The sequence below is a fragment of the Streptomyces sp. TG1A-60 genome, assembly GCF_037201975.1.
Lineage (GTDB): Bacteria > Actinomycetota > Actinomycetes > Streptomycetales > Streptomycetaceae > Streptomyces.
Map to the genome: position 1 here is coordinate 3,883,693 of NZ_CP147520.1, position 18,025 is coordinate 3,901,717.

The 18,025-nt window shown below is 71.6% G+C and carries 14 protein-coding genes and 1 pseudogene; 9 read left to right on the top strand and 6 right to left on the bottom strand.

Annotated elements, in window-relative coordinates; translation table 11 throughout:
• The first annotated feature begins 477 nt into the window (after window positions 1-477).
• The 3 genes from WBG99_RS16635 (at window position 478) to WBG99_RS16645 (ending at window position 3,729) form a co-directional block, all read left to right on the top strand.
• Entirely contained in the window at window positions 478-1,743 is a 1,266-nt protein-coding gene (locus tag WBG99_RS16635) for an alpha/beta fold hydrolase (protein WP_338897061.1), read from the top strand.
• Window positions 1,744-2,042: 299 nt separating this feature from the next.
• Window positions 2,043-2,507, top strand: a complete 465-nt coding sequence (locus WBG99_RS16640; RefSeq protein ID WP_338897062.1) for a hypothetical protein — start codon at window positions 2,043-2,045, stop codon at window positions 2,505-2,507.
• Window positions 2,508-2,595: 88 nt separating this feature from the next.
• Window positions 2,596-3,729, top strand: coding sequence for an IS630 family transposase (locus WBG99_RS16645; protein ID WP_338896412.1), 1,134 nt, complete (start codon window positions 2,596-2,598; stop codon window positions 3,727-3,729).
• Window positions 3,730-3,798: 69 nt separating this feature from the next.
• Here the strand turns inward: WBG99_RS16645 and WBG99_RS16650 are convergent.
• The 3 genes and pseudogenes from WBG99_RS16650 to WBG99_RS16660 all read right to left on the bottom strand — a co-directional run.
• Window positions 3,799-3,960, bottom strand: a pseudogene (locus tag WBG99_RS16650) (IS630 family transposase); the annotation flags it as partial.
• Between the two features lie 466 nt (window positions 3,961-4,426).
• Entirely contained in the window at window positions 4,427-5,650 is a 1,224-nt protein-coding gene (locus tag WBG99_RS16655; protein ID WP_338897063.1) for an alpha/beta fold hydrolase, read from the bottom strand.
• Window positions 5,651-6,150: 500 nt separating this feature from the next.
• Window positions 6,151-7,032, bottom strand: a complete 882-nt coding sequence (locus WBG99_RS16660; protein WP_338897064.1) for a universal stress protein — start codon at window positions 7,030-7,032, stop codon at window positions 6,151-6,153.
• Between the two features lie 709 nt (window positions 7,033-7,741).
• Here WBG99_RS16660 and WBG99_RS16665 point away from each other — a divergent pair.
• The 5 genes from WBG99_RS16665 to WBG99_RS16685 all read left to right on the top strand — a co-directional run bounded on the left by WBG99_RS16665 (window position 7,742) and on the right by WBG99_RS16685 (window position 11,506).
• On the top strand, window positions 7,742-7,945 hold the full coding sequence (locus tag WBG99_RS16665; RefSeq protein ID WP_004986771.1) for a cold-shock protein: 204 nt from the start codon (window positions 7,742-7,744) through the stop codon (window positions 7,943-7,945).
• 241 nt (window positions 7,946-8,186) lie between these two features.
• Complete coding sequence (locus tag WBG99_RS16670; protein WP_338897066.1) at window positions 8,187-9,689, top strand: DEAD/DEAH box helicase; 1,503 nt, start codon at window positions 8,187-8,189, stop codon at window positions 9,687-9,689.
• Window positions 9,690-9,788: 99 nt separating this feature from the next.
• Window positions 9,789-10,088, top strand: coding sequence for a hypothetical protein (locus WBG99_RS16675; protein ID WP_338897067.1), 300 nt, complete (start codon window positions 9,789-9,791; stop codon window positions 10,086-10,088).
• 46 nt (window positions 10,089-10,134) lie between these two features.
• Window positions 10,135-10,446 (top strand): SCO5918 family protein, encoded by a 312-nt coding sequence (locus WBG99_RS16680; RefSeq protein ID WP_338897068.1) that lies wholly within the window; start codon window positions 10,135-10,137, stop codon window positions 10,444-10,446.
• Between the two features lie 706 nt (window positions 10,447-11,152).
• Complete coding sequence (locus tag WBG99_RS16685) at window positions 11,153-11,506, top strand: MerR family transcriptional regulator (protein ID WP_338897069.1); 354 nt, start codon at window positions 11,153-11,155, stop codon at window positions 11,504-11,506.
• Between the two features lie 39 nt (window positions 11,507-11,545).
• Here the strand turns inward: WBG99_RS16685 and WBG99_RS16690 are convergent, their stop codons facing one another.
• Window positions 11,546-12,694, bottom strand: coding sequence for a Glu/Leu/Phe/Val dehydrogenase dimerization domain-containing protein (locus tag WBG99_RS16690; RefSeq protein ID WP_338897070.1), 1,149 nt, complete (start codon window positions 12,692-12,694; stop codon window positions 11,546-11,548).
• On the bottom strand, window positions 12,687-15,641 hold the full coding sequence (locus tag WBG99_RS16695) for an FAD-linked oxidase C-terminal domain-containing protein (RefSeq protein ID WP_338897071.1): 2,955 nt from the start codon (window positions 15,639-15,641) through the stop codon (window positions 12,687-12,689). Before WBG99_RS16695 ends, WBG99_RS16690 begins: the two co-directional genes overlap by 8 nt.
• 214 nt (window positions 15,642-15,855) lie before the next feature.
• Between WBG99_RS16695 and WBG99_RS16700 the strand changes: the two genes are divergently transcribed.
• Window positions 15,856-16,770 carry a LysR substrate-binding domain-containing protein gene (locus WBG99_RS16700; protein WP_338897072.1) on the top strand — a complete coding sequence of 305 codons (915 nt, stop codon included), beginning with the start codon at window positions 15,856-15,858 and terminating at the stop codon, window positions 16,768-16,770.
• Between the two features lie 181 nt (window positions 16,771-16,951).
• Here WBG99_RS16700 and WBG99_RS16705 read toward each other — a convergent pair whose 3' ends face one another.
• Window positions 16,952-17,866, bottom strand: coding sequence for a LysR substrate-binding domain-containing protein (locus tag WBG99_RS16705; RefSeq protein WP_338897073.1), 915 nt, complete (start codon window positions 17,864-17,866; stop codon window positions 16,952-16,954).
• Window positions 17,867-18,025: the final 159 nt, after the last annotated feature.

The window sequence follows — 18,025 nt, forward strand, 5'->3', positions numbered from 1 at the left end:
CACACGTGCGGCACACCTTCCGCGCGGACGCCCGCACCGCGTCTCCCCGACGGGCCGCACCGGCGGCTGCTCGGTGAACCCGGCCGACGGCCGACCGGGACCGGGCCGGAGGCGAGTGCGCCGGTGAGGGACGGGTGGCCGACCCGCGAGCCGTGCGGGGGCGCGCTGCCCCGCTTCGAGGGCCCAGAACTGCCTCGTCCACCTCATGCCCGAGTGCCCGGGTGGCGACAGGCGACAGGCGACAGGCGACAGGCGACAGGCGACAGGCGACGGGTACGAGCCTCCGACGGCGGCCGAGCAGGACGAGCTGCGCCTGCTCGTGCGTGAGTACGTGGCCGAGTTCGCGAAGGACCCGGTACGGCGCGGGAACTGCGGCGCGAGGTGGCGCCGAGCCGTCAGCCCATCCCGGATCCTGCGTCGGCATACCTGTCGATCGCTCATGTGTACGCCGGGGAACCGGAGTTGTACGCTGCAAAGGTGGAGGCGGACACATATCGCTTCGGGGAGTACGAGCTGGACACGGCTCGGCGCCAGCTCCACCGGACCGGCGAACCGGTCCACGTCGAGCCCCGGGCCCTGGACCTGTTGTGCCTCCTCGTCGAGCACCGGGACCGGGTGGTGCCGAAGAGCGAGCTGCTCGACGAGGTGTGGGGTGACCGCTTCGTCAGCGAGGCCGCCCTCACCACAGCGCTCCGGACCGCGCGCCTGGCCGTGGGTGACACCGGCAGCCGGCAGCACCTGATCCGCACCGCGCACCGCCGGGGCTACCAGTTCGTGGCCCCGACGACCACCGTCGGGGACTCCCCTTCCCCCGGGCCCGAGTCGGCAGCAGCCCACGGACCGATCGGCCCCGACCGGCAGACCATCCGGTTCTGCCGGGCCGGCGACGGCACCCGTATCGCCTACGCCACCGTCGGCTCGGGCCCGCCCCTGCTCAAGGCCGCCAACTGGATGAGCCACCTGGACCTTGAATGGACGACCCCGGTGTGGTCGCACTGGCTGAGCGGCCTCGCCCGCAACCGCCACCTGATCCGCTACGACGAGCGGGGGTGCGGCCTCTCGGACTGGGCGGTGCCCGGCTTCACGTTCGACGACTGGGTCGACGACCTCGACAGCGTGGTCGACGCCGCCGGCCTCGACCGCTTCCCCCTGCTCGGAGTGTCGCAGGGCGGCGCCGTGGCGGTGGCCTACGCCGTACGCCGCCCCGAGCGGGTCAGCCGACTGATACTCGCCGGGGCATACGCCCGAGGACGGCAGGTCCGGGCCCGGAGCGAGGCCGAGCTCGACGAGGCGTCCCTCGACCTGGATCTGGCGCGGGTGGGGTGGATCCACCAGGACCCCAAGTTCCTGAGGGTCTTCGCCTCCCAGTTCCTGCCCGAGGGAACGCCGGAGGACTGGGCCGAGTTCACCACGTTCCAGCGGCAGACGACCTCGCCGGCCAACGGGGTCCGTTTCCTGGAGGAGTTCGCCCGCATCGACGTGTCCGGCATCGCCCATCTGGTGGAGTGCCCGACGCTGATCCTCCACTCGCGCGACGACGAGCGGGTGCCGGTCGCGCAGGCCGGTGAGTTCGCCGCCCTCATTCCGGACAGCCGACTGGTCCTGCTCAAGAGCCGCAATCACCTGCTCACCGCGTTCGAACCGGCCTGGGACGAGTTCCTGGCCCACATCGACGCCTTCCTGGCGGAGGGATCCGCACGCCGGCGTCACCGGGGAACGGGCCCACGGCGACTGACCGGCTGACCGGCCTCCACCGGCACCGTCGTGTGCCCGCGGTGGCCGCGGGCCGCCGGCTCACCGCCTTCGTACTCGCCTTCGTACTCGTCTCCGTGCACGGCCGGAGGGGGCTCGTTCCGCACGAGCCTCGCGGGCCTGGGGGCGGCGCCCTCAGGCCCTCCTCAGGAAAGCCTCAGACCTCCGTCAAGCCTTGGCCCGGTGGCGGACCCGATGCTGGAGCGGTGCCGGGCCGAGGAGCGGTCGAGCGGGCCCCCTCCGACCCGGCGCTCACCCCGAACGCGAGACACGACAGAGAAGGACAGAGCATGCGACTCGACAACACCAGGACGTCCGGCCGGATCCGGACTCGGCGGGGGCTGGCGCTGCTGATCGCCTCGGGGGCCGGGGTGGGCTCCCTGCTGCTGGGAGCGGTTCCCGCGCAGGCCAACGACACCACCAAGCAGGTCGCCGCGGACGGCCGTTCGGTCACGTTCGCCACGGGCGACAGCAGCCGTGGCGTCAGAGGAAACGTCACGTTCGTGGTGAAGGCGGACGGCAACTGGTCGGTCGAGGGAAACGGGCGCAACTCGAACCTCCTCGTCCGCAAGTTCCACTGGACCTGTGACCTGACGTGGGACGCCGCGTCCGTCTCGCACCGGACGGGGAAGAAGGCCGTGCCCGGCAAGAAGACCCGCAGCGTCAGCTCGGCGGCGTACGACCCCAGCATCCAGGCGGACTTCGCCGACATCGCCGCCCGCGGCAGGGCCGACTGCGACATCGTCATCGGCTAGTGCCGTAGCAGGGAACGTTTGCCCTGTTGTGATGTGACGCGTCGTCCGGGTGCTGTGTCGGGCGGCGCGTGTCCGTCACTCTGTCCGGGTGGCAGAACGAGTACGCGTGCGTGAGATCGATGACGACGAGGGCAGACGGCTGCTGCGGATCATCCGCAGGGGGACTGGGTCGGTGGTGACCTGGCGGCGGGCCCAGATGGTGCTGCTGTCCGCGCAGGGCATGCCGGTGGCGAAGATTGCCGAGGTGTCGTTCACCAGCGACGACCGGGTCCGCGATGTGATCCACAACTTCAACACCGACGGCTTCGAGTCGCTGTATCCGAAGTACAAGGGCGGCCGGCCCAAGACGTTCACATTGCCCGAGCGTCGCGAGATCAAGAAGATCGCCAAGTCCAAGCCCGCCGAGCACGACCTGCCGTTCTCGACCTGGAGTCTGACCAAGCTGGCGGACTTCCTGGTCGCCGAGGGGGTGGTCGACGACATCAGCCACGAGGGCCTTCGCATCCTGCTCCGCGAGGAAGGCGTCTCCTTTCAACGCCTGAAGACCTGGAAGACCTCCCGCGACCCGGACTACGCGGCCAAGAAGGCACGCGTCGAGCACCTGTATGCCATCGCCGACGGCGAGGTCATACCCGAGGAGGGCGAGCCCGAAGTCGTCTTCTGTCTGGACGAGTTCGGGCCGCTCAACCTGATGCCCCACCCTGGCCGGCAGTGGGCCGAACGCGGCGGCAAGTACAAGGACCCCGACCGTGAACCACGTCGTCGTCGGCGGGCGACCTACAACCGCTACGGCGGGGTGCGGCACCTGTTCGCCGCTCTGGACCTGGCCAAGGACAAGCTCTACGGCCACATCAAGCCCATCAAGCGACGCACTCAGTTCCTGGAGTTCTGCCGCTACCTGCGCACCCTCTACCCGGCCGGTGTCCGCATCGCGATCGTCTGCGACAACTTTTCCCCGCATCTGACCACGAAGAAGTGCCAGCGGGTCGGCACCTGGGCGGCGGCGAACAACGTCGAGATCGCCTACACCCCGACGAACTCCTCGTGGCTCAACCGCGTCGAGGCCCAGTTCACCGCTTTGCGCTACTTCACCCTCGACGGCACCGACCATGCCGACCACAAGGAACAGGGCAGCATGATCCGCCGCTACATCATCTGGCGAAACCGCCATGCCGACGACCGACGCCTACGCGCCGTCGTCGACAGGGCAAACATTGCCTGATCCGGCACTAGTGTGCTGCGCCAGAAATTCTGAGGGTTGGTTCTCCTCTGTTTTCTGGTTGCCGGTTCCGATCTTGGTGAGGTAGTCGGCGAGGGAGTTGAGGATCTCGTCGGCGGTCTTGGTCCAGGTGAAGGGCCGCGGGTTCTCGTTCCAGGTGTCGATCCACGCCGCGATGTCGTCCTCCAGGGCCTTCACGGAGATGTGGACGCCCCGGCGAATGAGTTTGTCGGTCCTTTGCCCGTGAAGGAGCGGCGTCCGGTACGTGCTATCGGTGTGCCGGCCGGAAGGCGTCATCCGCCCGAAGGGCCTGGACGTACTCGGGCTTTCGGCCGGTGCGGCGAGAGGGCGTGCCTGGCGCCGCGACGGGGCGAACGTCGCCTGCCGCGGCACTAGCGGGGACGGGTTCCGGCACCGGCCCGGAACCGCGTCCACGCTCTTGCCGGAGGGCCGTCCGGCCGCAGGCCGGGCGGCCTTTCGCGCATTCCGTGGGGCCGGGCCGGCGCGGGTGACTCTGCTGCGCGATTCTGAGGCGGCTCCGATGCGCGGACCGCGACCTGCGACAACGCGGTAGCCGTCGCGGCTTCTCCTGCCGGTGTCTGCCGCCCGGCCGAATTGCGCAGCAGAGTCGCGGGGGGTCTCAAAGCCCACCGGTCCGGGCGCGTGCGCGGCGTCCCGTCCTCGGACGTGCCCGCCCGGGCTACTCGGCGAGGAAGTTGTCGAGGTGGGAGAGGAAGGTGGGCCAGGCGGGGTCGGCGGCGGTGAACAGGTGGTTACGGCTTTCGAGCAGGATGAGTCGGCTGTCGGGGATGAGAGTGGCCAGTTCCAGCGCCTGTGCGACGGGGACGCGCGCGTCGTCGCGGGAGTGGATGATCAGCGTGGGACAGGTCACCCGGTGGGCGATGTGGGAGACGTCGATGCGGGCGAACTCCTCCAGGAAGCGGAGACCGTTGGCGGGCGAGGTCGTCTGCCGTGAGTAGGCGGCGAACGCGTCCCATTCCGCGGGTGTGGCGTCGGCGAGGAACTGGGAGGCGAAGAAGCGCAGGAAGCTGGTGTCCTGGGAGCGCCATCCGGCGCGGGCGATGTTCAGGTCGACCTGAGCGGCATAGCGCTCCGCGTCGTTGCCGGCCCGGATCTGCTGTCCCCGGGCGTAGGCCGCGGTGAGGACCAGCCTGCTGACCCGCTCGGGGTGGCGCGCGGCATAGGCGACCGCCACCGCGCCGCCCTGTGACACCCCCAGCAGGGGAAAGCGGTCGAGGCCGACGGCATCGACCACGGAGTCGAGGTCGTCGACCAGGTCGTCGAGGGTGAAGCTGGGCACCGTCCGTGCGGAGAGGCCGCAGCCCCGTTCGTCGTAGCGGACGAGCTGCCGGTCGCGGGTGAGGCCGTCGAACCAGTGTGCCCACATCGGGGTGGTCCGATCGAGATCGAGGTGGGACAGCCAGTTGGCGGTCTTCACCAGGGGTGGACCGTCGCCGGTGGTGGCGTAGGCGATGCGGGTGCCGTCGACGGACCGGCAGAACCTGATGACCTCGTGGTCCGCCTGCCCCGCCGCCGCGACGGCGGGGACGGTGGGCGTGGCGGGCGGAGCGGGCGCATCGGCGGAGGTCACGGTCGCGCGCGCGACGAAGTGACAGCCGTGCCCGCGCACGGTGCGGATGAACTGCTGTCGTGTGCCGCTGTCACCGATCGCGAGGCGGGCCGTGCGCAACCAGGTGGCGAGTGCGGCCTCGGTGACCGTGTGTCCGTGCCCCAGCGTGGCGAGAAGTTCCTCTTTCGGTACGACGCGATCGCGGTGCTCGACGAGGTGGCAGAGCAGATCCAGAGCCTGAGGTTCGACGTGGACACGCTGTCCGTCGCGGCTGAGCCGACGGCGTTCCGTGTCCAACTCGTACTGCCCGAAGTGGTATACCGCGCCGCCCACAGCCGTGACTGTACAGCCTTGTCCGGCCCCGGGCGCCCGGGTTGCCGACGTCAGGCGTCGGCGGTCCGGCCGGCACCGACGCCGGCCGCGTACACCGCTCCGGGGCGCCAGGTACAACCAGCCCAGGGTCGGGGTGAGCGCGAAAACGGAGGGCAGTCCCTCGGGGATCGCGGCGACGGCCAGGGCCACCGCCCGCAGCGCGAGATCGGCTGGGTACTCGCGGCGCGGGAGGGCCACGAGCGTGCAGGCGGCCACGGCGATTCCGCTCACAGGGCCAGGCGACGGCTCGGGCCGTCCCTTCGTGGGCGCCCCGGGCGGCGGTCCGCGCCCGGGCGTCCGCCGTGGTCAGGCCCGTGGCCGGGGCCACGCCGAGCAGGTCCGCACCTCGGCGGCATCGCTCCGGTGGGTGTCGGCCGCGCGGGCGGTGCCGACACGGTGTGGTTTCCGGGCCGTGGTTCCGCCGGGACACGGTCACTCAGCCGTGGTCCGCCGGGACACGGTCACTCCTTGCCACGCACGACGGCGACGGGGCAGTCGGCGTGGTGCAGCAGGGCCTGGCTGACCGAGCCGAGCAGCAGACCGGAGAAGCCGCCGCGTCCCCGGGCACCGACCACCATCAGCTGGGCGTCGCGACTGGCCTCGATCAGGGCCGGGCGGATCCGGGAACGCACCAGGCGCCGCTCCACCTCGACCTGGGGATACAGCGTCCGCCAGGAGGCCACCGTCTCGTCCAGCAGGCGCTGCTCGGCCTCGTGGAGACGGTCGGCGCCCACCACCACGGCGGTCAGGGGGTCTCCGGGACCTTCGTAGGCGCGCTCGCTCCACGTGTTCCACACGTGTACGGCCACCAGCGGCGCCTCGCGCAGTGCCGCCTCGGCGAACGCGAACCCCACCGCCGCCGCACCGGCCTCGGAGCCGTCCACGGCCAGGACCACCGGGCCGGCCGGATCGGGGCGGCCCCGCACCACCATCAGCGGGCAGGCGCCGTGGGCGGCCAGATGCACCGCCGTCGAGCCCAGCAACAGCCCGGCGAAGCCGCTCAGGCCCCGGGACCCGACCACCGCCAGCGAGGCCGACCGCGACTCGATCTCCAGCACTTCGAGCGCCTCCCCGGCCACCACCGACCGGGTGATCCGGATGTCCGGAGCGACCTCGTGCGCCCGTTCCTCGGCGCGGGCCAGTGCCCCCCGCGCCATCGCCTCCAGGCCGTGGTCGGCGGGGTGCCACGGTGGCGCGCCGACCGACAGGTGTCCGGACGCACGGCCGAAGGCGTGCACGATCCGCAGTCCCGCCCCGCGCAGGTGCGCCTCACGGGCCGCGGCCTCGACGGCGTCGATGCCGGAGGCGGAGCCGTCCACACCCACGATCACCGGATCACTCATTGGATACTCCCGTCCCGGACCGTCGCCGACGCGCGGCCCTTCGGCTTCAAGCCTCGGTGCGGTCGCCCCGTTGCGCCCAGGGGCCGTCGGGCCGTCCCCGGGGGCCATTCGGCCCTGTCGGGTACCCCCGGGTACTCAGAACTGGCCCCGTCCTCACCCGTTTCGCGCCCACCCGGACGACGGCCCCCGCCCGACCGCACGGCGGGACAAGGGCGGCGGGCCTCGTAGCGGACGCGGTCAGTGACGCTCGGCCGTTTGCCACACCACCGCCGACCGGGCAGTGGGCGTAGCGCGGCAAAACCCGACTGACCGACCCGAGCATCACCTGGCCGATGTGACCTTCATCGCGATGGGGGGATCTCGGCGGGTTCGCCGCTGTCCCGTCCGTCGACGCCGACGGCGGCGGCGCGTGGCTCATCGACGGAGGTCATGGCGCTGTGGCCGGAAGCAGCCGACGGGAACACCGTGTCCGCGCTGATCAATATCTGTGTCCGCGAGGTGAGAAATAGGTGCGGCACACGGCGAGTATTCCTCGGCCGCCGAGCGGAGCGGAATTATCCACCGCGCAGGGCCGATCACACCGTGCTAATGTCGATCTCAGTTGCAGGTGTGGTTGCCAGAAGGTTCATTTTCCGACGGGTTAATCAGCACGGCGACGCGGAATCCGCACAGGGCGAATTCCAGACTTCGTCTCCGAAGGAGAAATGACATGGCTACTGGCACCGTGAAGTGGTTCAACGCGGAAAAGGGCTTCGGCTTCATCGAGCAGGACGGCGGCGGCGCCGACGTCTTCGCCCACTACTCGAACATCGCCGCCCAGGGCTTCCGCGAGCTGCTGGAGGGTCAGAAGGTGTCCTTCGACATCGCGCAGGGCCAGAAGGGCCCGACGGCCGAGAACATCGTTCCCGCCTGACACCTGCAGTAACGCATACTTCGCAGCTGGGGCCCGCACCTTGGGGTGCGGGCCCCAGCTCGCTGCATTTCAGGGCGCGTGACGGGAAGACCCACCGCATCACCGGATGGTGACGCATTCCCCGTCGATCCGACTCGGCGCCCATCATCTCAGGCCCGTTCTCGCGATTCTCTGCGCCGTTCATCTTGCTGCGGAAATTCCTTGCTACGTGCCTACGTACTCACATCGAGGAAGGTTCCGCTTGAACCGCGCACGCACCGCCCGCTCGACCCGCTCGACCCGCACCTACGACCGCTCCGGGGGCTCCGCCGCCCAGCGTTCGGGGGCTCCGCGGCGCTCCAAGGGCTACGAACGCCGACCGGCCGCACCCCAGGGCGAGTTCGCGCTGCCGGTGACGGTCACGCCCGCGCTGCCCGCCGTCGAGTCGTTCGCCGACCTCGCCCTGCCGGCGCCGTTGCTGGCCGCGCTCGGGCACGAGGGCGTGACCGTACCGTTCCCCATCCAGGGGGCTACCCTGCCGAACTCCCTCGCCGGACGTGACGTGCTCGGCCGCGGCCGTACCGGGTCGGGCAAGACCCTCGCCTTCGGCCTCGCGTTGCTGGCCCGTACAGCGGGCCGACGCGCCGAGCCGCGGCAGCCGCTCGCCCTGGTCCTCGTCCCCACCCGCGAGCTGGCCCAGCAGGTCACCGACGCGCTCACCCCGTACGCCCGCGCCGTGCGGCTGCGGCTGGCCACCGTGGTCGGCGGCATGTCGATCGGCAGGCAGGCGGGTGCGCTGCGGGCCGGGGCGGAGGTCGTCGTCGCGACGCCGGGGCGGCTCAAGGACCTGATCGACCGTGGCGACTGCCGACTGGACGGCGTCACCATCACCGTCCTGGACGAGGCCGACCAGATGGCCGACATGGGCTTCATGCCCCAGGTCACCGCCCTGCTCGACCAGGTGCGCCCCGAAGGGCAGCGGATGCTCTTCTCCGCCACTCTGGACCGCAACGTCGACCTGCTCGTCCGCCGCTACCTGACCGACCCGGTGGTTCACTCCGTCGACCCGTCGGCGGGTGCCGTCACCACGATGGAGCACCACGTGCTCCACGTGCGCGAGGCGGACAAGTACCAGACGACCACCGAGATCGCGGCGCGAGACGGCCGGGTGATCATGTTCCTGGACACCAAGCACGCCGTGGACCGGCTGACCAAGCACCTGCTGAACAGCGGCGTCCGCGCCGCGGCTCTGCACGGCGGCAAGTCCCAGCCCCAGCGCACCCGGACCCTCGCCCAGTTCAAGACCGGTCATGTGACGGTCCTGGTGGCGACGAACGTCGCGGCCCGCGGCATCCACGTCGACAACCTCGACCTGGTCGTCAACGTGGATCCGCCGGGCGACCACAAGGACTACCTGCACCGCGGCGGCCGTACCGCCCGCGCCGGCGAGTCCGGCAGCGTCGTCACCCTCGTGACACCGGACCAGCGCCGCGGCATGAGCCGGCTGATGGCCTCGGCCGCGATCACCCCCCGGATCACCTCGGTGCGTTCGGGTGAGGCGGAACTGAGCCGCATCACAGGCGCCCAGGCCCCTTCCGGTGTCCCCGTCGTCATCGCCGCACCGGCCCCGGCATCCCCCCGCCGCGCCACGTCCTCCGCGGCTCCCTCGTCCCGGGGCCGCCGCGACCGCCCCGCCCAGGGGCGCGCCACCGGACGTCCGGGGCGGCGCAGGGCGCAGCAGCCCGCCTTCGGCTCGGCGGCCTAGTGCCGCGGTACTAGAAACACCGACCACAAGCCCACCAACTCCGCGGAGGCAGCTTTGACACCGGTTCGGACACAGCGACGCCAGGCGGGTCCCTCCCCCATGACCGTGGTCGACGACGACGCGCCCGGCCCCCGGGTAGGGGACGACATGACCGTCGAGGTCGCGCTGTCCGTCATGGCCGGTGCCCGTGTCGAGTACCTCCTCCTGTGCGACGCGGACGACCGGTGCACGGGTTCGGTCACCCGGGCACAACTCGCCGTTCACCGAGGCAGTTCCACGTACACGGACCGGATCCGTCTCCGGGACGTCCTCCACGGACCCCTCACCTCGCCCGCCCCTCGGCACGTCGCCGTGGGGGAGCACGGCCGGGCCCCGGGCGTCCTCGCCCTCTCCCTCTGATCCGCTCCCGCCGATCAGCCCGTTCTCCTTCTCCCTGTGGGGCATCATGCGCTGTGTCATCGCCCGGTACCCGTTCGACCTGACCAAGAGCGGAGTGCTCGCCTCGATGAAGGGCGTCACTCCCGAGCTCGTCACGGGTGAGTCCGTGACCATCGGCCGCCGCCGCTACCCCGTCAAGCAGGTGGGCCAGGTCATCACCCGACAGGACCGCCGCGACTTCACCAGCGGCGAGGTCGTCCGGGCCCTGGACCGACTCGGCTTCACCTGCCACGACCACCTCAGGGCCACGCCCGCGCGTGTTCCCACTCCGCTCCAGACCGCGTCGGCACTGCTCGGCGCATCCTCCCTGGAGGTATGAGGACGGGCGGGAAACCGCCATCAGGATCCCGGTGAGGGCCCTGCCGACGCGCGTCGGCAGGGCCCTCACCGCTGCCGTCTCACCGCTGCCGTCTCACCGCTGCCGTCTCACCGCTGTCTCGCCGTCCGCTCGCCTCCGGCACGGCGTCGCTGCGGCCCACAGGCTATCTGCGCCCCCAGAGACTCGAAATCTACTTTCGACAGAGTAGACATTGAGCTTGGTCGCGGTTAGTCTTTTTCTCGTTGACACGGTCAAGCGAGACCCGGCAGACACGAACTGGCGGGTTGCAGTACATCAAGTTCGCAGGTCAGTGCGGCTCTGGAGTCCCGAAGCCAAGGTGTTGTCAGTACGGCGACGGGGCTGAGAGCCGCACTGGGTGGCCCGCAGGTCGAGGGGCCGCCGGCAGCACCACACAGCAGTACCGCAGTAGCAGTTCACCAACAGTTGGTTCAGAGGAAGAACGGAGGAGCAGACGCCATCAGGATCGCCCGGCCCGGGAACACTCGGCCGGGTACCGCAAGACCCCGGATTGGAAGGTGGTCCCCGGTCACGCAGCCGCGATCCCCGCACCCCCCTTTCTGCAGGGCTGGTAGCGGAAACAGAAGGTCGGCACAGCATTAGGGCCGACAGATGGTGTTGAATTTCCTTCGGGGCCCTGGTGCCGTACGGCACCAGGGCCCCTCGACGCGTTGCACGACGAGGTGACATGACAGCAGATACCCCCCTCAGTGGTCGTCTGGATGACGACGACTACCCCGCATACACGATGGGGCGGGCCGCCGAGATGCTCGGCACCACCCCGGCCTTCCTCCGAGCCATCGGTGAGGCCCGGCTGATCACTCCGCTGCGCTCGGAGGGCGGACACCGCCGGTACTCCCGCTACCAACTGCGGATCGCCGCGCGTGCCCGCGAGCTCGTCGACAGGGGCACCCCGATCGACGCCGCTTGCCGCATCGTCATCCTTGAGGACCAGCTTGAGGAAGCCCAGCGCATCAACGCCGAGTACCGCCGTCGTGCCGGGCACGAGGTATCCGGCAGTTCCGCTCCCGGTTCCGGCTGACTGCCCGCGCCGCTCCCCGGAGACCGGCCCAGGGCGTGGTCAGTCGCGGGGGATGCGGCCCTTGCTGCGCATGGCGGTGCGGACCCGGTGTTCGGCCAGGGCGCGGCCGGCGGCGTGGGGGGTGACGTCTCGGCGGTGGGCCTCGTCGAGGACGGTGACCGTGTTGGCGCGCAGCCTGGTCGAGATCGTCTCGAAGATGGCGGGGGTGTCGGGGCGGAAGCCGGAGTGGCGGGCGTCCATCGCGAAGGCGGCGGCGACGACGCCTCCGGCGTTGGCGATGAAGTCGGGGAGCACCGTGATGCCGCGCTCGGCGAGGATGCCCTGGGCCTCGGCGGAAGTGGGCAGGTTGGCGCCTTCGACGACGAGCTTGGCCTTGATCTCCTGCGCGGTGGTGCGGTCGATGACGTCCTGCAGGGCGGCGGGCACCAGGATGTCGCAGTCCACGGTGAGTTCCGCGCCGGAGGCGAGCGCGGTGCCCTGGGCGGGGAGGGTGACGAAGTGGTCGCCGTGCTCCTCGCGGGCCGTCAGGAGGTCGTCGACATCGAGTCCGCCGGGGTCGTGCAGCGCCCCGTGGGCGGTGGAGACCGCCACGACGGTGGCGCCCAGCTCGGCGCATCGCCTGGCAACCGCGCTGCCGACGGCGCCGAAACCCTGGATCGCGACGCGGGCTCCGGCCAGGGGCAGGCCCAGGTGGCGGGCCGCGGCGTCCGTGGCCTCGGCGACTCCGTATCCGGTGACGCCGAGCTTGTCGTACGCGACACCGCCGAGGTGTTCGGGGGTACCGACGGCGGCCCCCCGGTCGCCGAGTTCGTCCTGGATGATGGCGGCGTCACTCTCGGTCAGCCCCATGTCGAGCCCCATCACGTACTCGCGGGGCACCTCGTTGGACAGGGCGCGGGCGAACGCGCGCAGGACGGCCTCCTTGTCGCGGGCGGCCGGGTCGGCGGCTATGCCGGCCTTGGCGCCGCCGTAGAAGAGGTCGACACCGGCCCACTTCCACGTCATGACCCGGGCGAGGCGGGCCACCTCGCCGACCGTCACCCGCGGGCTCATGCGGGTTCCGCCCTTGCCCATGCCCCGGGCCGTGTTGTCGATGACCAGGACGCCCTTCATGCCGGTGCGCCGGTGCGAGACGACGACGATCTTCTCGGGGCCCCAGTCGTCGACGAGGGAGAGTGCGTCAGTCACGGGTGGGTTCCTTGTCGGTATCGGTGGCGGGCAGCGCGCGGGCGATGAGCTGTGCGAGGTGGGTGCCGGTCCGGTCGGTCCGCTGGGCGATCTGGGTACGGCAGCTGAATCCGTCGGCGAGGATGTGCGTGTCCGGGGCGGCGGAGCGTACGGCGGGGAGCAGGACCTGTTCGCCCGCCGCCACGGAGAGGTCGTAGTGGCCGCGTTCGAAGCCGAAGTTGCCGGCCAGGCCGCAGCACCCGGAGGCGAGCGTGGTGTTGTCGACGCCCATCCGGTGCAGCAGGGCGCTGTCGGCGCCGAAGCCGGAGGTCGCGTGCTGGTGGCAGTGTGTCTGGCTGATCGAGTGGGCGTCGACGCGCGGGGGCTGCCAGTCGGGGGCTCGCTGGACGAGGAGTTCGGCCAGGGTGACGGTGGCGTCGGCGAGGGCGCGGGCACGGGCGCGCACCTGGTCGAGGTCGTCACCGTCGCCGTCGAGGAGTTCGGGGAGGTCGGTCCTGAGCGTCGCCGTGCAGCTGGGTTCCAGGCCGACGACCGGCAGGCCGGCCTCGATCGCGGGGGTCAGGGCGGTGAGGGTGCGCCGCGCGACGCGGCGGGCGACGCCGAGTTGACCGGTGGTGACCCAGGTCAGTCCGCAGCACTGGGTACCGTCCGGGACCCGGACGCGGAAGCCGGCGTTCTCCAGCACGGCGACCCCGGCCCGGAGGACCTCGGGCGTGAGGTGGTTGTTGAAGGAGTCGACCCAGAGCATCACCGGGCCGCGTCCGCCGTCTCCCCGGGGAGTGCGCCGGCGGAACCAGCTCAGGAAGGTCTCGTCCGCGAAGCGCGGGATCTCACGCCGGCCGTCGATGCCGCCGAGCCGCTTGACGGCGGGCGCCAGCCGGGAGCCGGTGAGGGAGTTGACCAGTCGCGGCATCCTCGCGGCCAGGCGGGACAGCAGCGGCAGCCAGCCCATCGTGTAGTGGGAGGCGGGCCGGACGCGGCCCTTGTAGTGGTGGTGCAGGAACTCCGACTTGTACGTGGCCATGTCCACCCCGACCGGGCAGTCCACGCTGCACCCCTTGCAGGACAGGCACAGGTCGAGGACGTCGCGGACCTCGGTCGACCGCCAGCCGTCGGTGATCACCTCGCCCTGGGTCATCTCGTACAGCAGGCGGGCGCGGCCCCGGGTGGAGTCCTTCTCGTCGAGGGTGACCCGGTAGCTGGGGCACATGACGTCACCGCCAGGGGCGGCCGTACGGCACTTGCCGACGCCGACGCAGCGGCGGGTGGCCTTGGCGAAGTCGCCGTCGTCGGCGTGGAAGGCGAAGCCCTTCCTCACCGAGGTCAGGGGCAGCGGGGTCCGGTGCGGGCTGACCCGCAGGTTGCCGTCCAGGGGCAGCGGTCGCACGATCATGCCGGGGTTGAGGCCGTTGTCGGGGTCCCAGACGTTCTTGAACTCCTCGAACAGGGCGATGACCTCCGGCCCGTACATGAGCGGCAGCAGTTCGGAGCGGGCCTGGCCGTCGCCGTGTTCGCCGGAGAGCGAGCCGCCGTGTGCGGCGATCAGCTTCGCGGCGTCGGTGACGAAGGCGCGGAACACGGCGGTGCCCCGTCCGGTGGTGAAGTCGAAGTCGATACGGACGTGCAGACAGCCCTCGCCGAAGTGCCCGTAGACCGCGCCCCGGAGGTCGTACCGCTGGAGCAGTTGGGTGAACTGGCGCAGGTAGGGGCCCAGTCGGCCGGGAGGGACGGCCGCGTCCTCCCAGCCGGGCCAGGCTTCGGCGCCGTCGGGCGTGCGCGTGGCCAGGCCCGCTCCGTCCTCACGGATCCGCCACAGCCGTCGGGCACGGTCGGGATCGGTGACGACCTCGCTGCCGGTGAAGCCCGTGGACTGCCGGGCGGTCTCGGCGAGTTCGGTGGCACGGAGGGGCAACTCGTCTGCCGTACCGCCGAGTTCGGCGAAGAGCCAGGCCCGTGCGGCGGGCAGGGTGTCGATCGTGGCCCGGGTCTCGGGGCGGGTGACGATGTCGGTCAGTGCCTGGTCGAGTCCTTCCAGCGCGAGCGGCCGGTGCTCCAGCAGGGCGGGTACGGCGTCGGCCGCGGCGCCGGCGTCCTGGAAGCCGAGGACCACCAGAGCACGGGCGGGGGGCGGGGAGATCAGGCGGACGGTCGCCGAGAGGACGACGGCGAGCGTGCCCTCGCTGCCGACCAGGGCCCGGGCGAGGTTGAAGCGGCGCTCGGGCAGCAGGTGTTCCAGCGCGTAGCCCGACACCTGTCGGGGGAACCGCCCCAGTTTCGTACGCAGCGCGGCCAGGTTGTCCTGGGCGAGCCGGTGCAGGGACGCGATCAGTCGCCCCCGGTCGTCGCCGACGGCGATCGCCTCGTCGATCTCCCGCCGGGTCATCTCGCCGAGCCGCACCACCGTGCCCCGGTAGGTGACCACGTCGAGTTCCAGGACGTTGTCGGCGGTGCGTCCCCAGGCCAGGGAGTGCGATCCGCAGGCGTTGTTGCCGATCATGCCGCCGAGCGTGCAGCGGCTGTGGGTGGAGGGGTCGGCGCCGAAGAGGAGGCCGTGGCCGGAGGCCGCCCGCTGCAGATCGTCCAGGACGATGCCCGGCTCCACCGTGGCCGTCCGTGCTCCCGGGTCCAGCGCGAGCAGCCGGTTGAAGCAGCGGGAGAAATCGAGGATCACGCCCGGCCCCACCGCCTGGCCGGAGGTACTGGTGCCGGCTCCGCGCGAGGTGACCGGCACCCCCAGACGGCGGCACACGGCGAGGGTGTTGAGCACGTGCCGCCGGTGCCGGGGGAACACCACCGCCAGCGGGACCTGACGGTAGTTGGAGGCGTCGGCCGAGTACTGCGCCCGGCGGCCGGCGTCACCGGCGACCTCGCCACAGTCCCCGCGGGCGAGGGCCGCGGCCACAGCCGCCGCGTCGACGCCGCCGCGCTCCCGCGCTGTCATGGTCACCGGGCTCGCTCCTTCGCGCTCACAGGCCCTCGGCCCTCCCTGCTCGGCCGGCCCTGGTTCTCCCCACGGGTGGGTCCGTCCTCCCCACGATGTAGGTCCGGCAGGTCGCCCACAAGAGCCAGAGGAGCGACAGAATCGACGCTCCAGGGCAAAGAACGCTTACGCTCGCTCCCCGGCCCCGCCCGCCCCGCCCGCTCTCTGCCAGGAGTCCGCGTTGCTGAAACCCCTGCACCTGCTCACGCTGAGGGCGGTGCTCCGCGGCGGCTCGTTCGCGATCGCCGCCCGCGATCTCGGCTACACCGCGTCGGCGGTCTCCCAGCAGATCTCCGCCCTGGAGAGGGAGACCGGGCTCGTGCTGTTCGAGCGGGAGGCGCACGGGGTCCGTCCGACGGCCGCGGCGCACCGCCTCGTCGACCTCAGCGATCACGCACTGGCCGCCCTCGACGACCTGGACCGGCACGTGCGGGAGCTGGCCACCGGTGTCACCGGCCGGCTGCGGCTGGGCAGCTTTCCCACGGCCGGCGTCAGGCTCGTACCGTCCGCCCTGTCGGCGTTCACCGAAAGCCGCCCCCGCGCCCAGATCCAGCTGGAGGAGGGCGAGCCCGAGGAACTGGTCGCCGCACTCGGCAGCGGTGACCTGGACATCGCCCTGGTGTACGAGTACGGACTCAGCCCCCGCCGGTGGCCCGGCTCTCTGGTCCGCCACCGGCTGCTGCGGGAAGACCTCGCCCTGCTCCGCGCCCGCGACAGCGGCCTGAGCGCACAACTTCCCCGCCTCTCCCGGGCCCGCTGGATCACCAGCCGCGAGGACACCGCGGGCGCGGAGTCACTCGTCCGGCTGTGCGCGGCGGCCGGGTTCGAGGCCACGATCGCCTTCCGCAGCAACAACTACGACGTCGTACGGGAGCTGGTGTCCGCCGGACTGGGAGTGGCGGTGGTACCGGCGCTCGGACACGCCCCGAGCGACACCGTCGAGGCCACCCGGCTCACCCAGCGCTCCGCGCACCGCACCGTGCTGGCCCTGCACCGCCGCGAGAACAGCAATCCGCTGCTGGCCACCATGCTGGACTCGCTGCGGCGGGCCATACCCGTGGACGAGCCGTTTCTGCACCCGGCCGAACCGACGTGACGGATCCGCGCGACCCTGCCTGCGGAGTCCTCGGGCGCGGCTGTGCCCGCAGGGTCCTCCGGCGCGCCCCTCCCCCCGGCGCGCCCCCCGGCGCGCCCCCTGTCTCCGGCGCGCCCCTGTCGGCGCAGCCTCCTCGGTACCCGGCTCCGCGTCCGCCTCGCGGCATCGCGCCCTCGCGGCCTCACGCCGAGGTGTCGCGCCGGGCTCCGGCCACCGTGCGCAGGACGTCGACCAGTGCCGCCACCGTGGGCCGGCGCCGGGCGGAGGAACGGAACACCACGACGATGTGCCGCTCGACCGTCTCGCGCAGCCGCACCACGTCGACGTGCGAGGCGCGCAGTCTGAGCATCAGATCCGTCACCGTGCTCACCCCGATACCCGCCTCGACCAGCGCCAGGGTGGCCGCGGTGTCCGTCACCTGGTGCCGTACATCCGGCTCGACGCCCGCCCGGCGGCACGCGGTGCGCACGGCGCGGCCGTAGTAGCTGTCAACCGACGGCAGGATCCACCTCAGGTCCCGGGTGTCGGCCAGGGCGATCTCCTCCCGGCCGTCCATCGCCCCGGCGGGCACCGCGAGGGAGAACCGCTCCCGGTACAGCCGCGTCACCCGCAGGGCCGGATCGCGCGGGATGGGCACGTCCGGGTAGTCCAGACCGAGCGCCAGATCCACACCGCCGGAGGCGACGGCGTCGTACACCTCGTCCACGTCCATGTCGCGGCTGCGCACCTCCAGCCCGGGATGCGCCTCGTGCACCTGGCGCAGGGCCAGCGGCAGGATCTCGGCGGCGGCCGTGGTGAACAGGCCGACCCGCAGCATCCCGGAGACCTCGCCCCGGCTGCGCTCCAGCGCCTCCACGGCCTCGGCCTCCGTGGACAGGATCCGCTCGGCGTGCCGGGCCAGCGTCAGCCCCGCGTCGGTCAGCTCCACCCGCCGCCCCACCCGCCGCAGCAGCTCCATACCGGTGGCCTTCTCCAGCGCCGCGATCTGCTGGGAGACCCCACCGGGGGTGTATCCGAGTGCCTGGGCCACCGCGGTGATGGTTCCGCGCCGGGTCAGCTCCACCAGGGAGCGCAGCTGGGAGCTCGTCCAGTCCATATGGAGAAGCTAATAGATCAGCGGCACCAACTGTTCATGGACGTCAACGGTCGGACTGCGTCACGATGACGGACAGCTAGCTGATCAGCGTCCCCCCTCCCCCGACAGACTCCCTGACGGACTCACGCACGGACTCACTGACGGCCCAGCCGCGTCCCC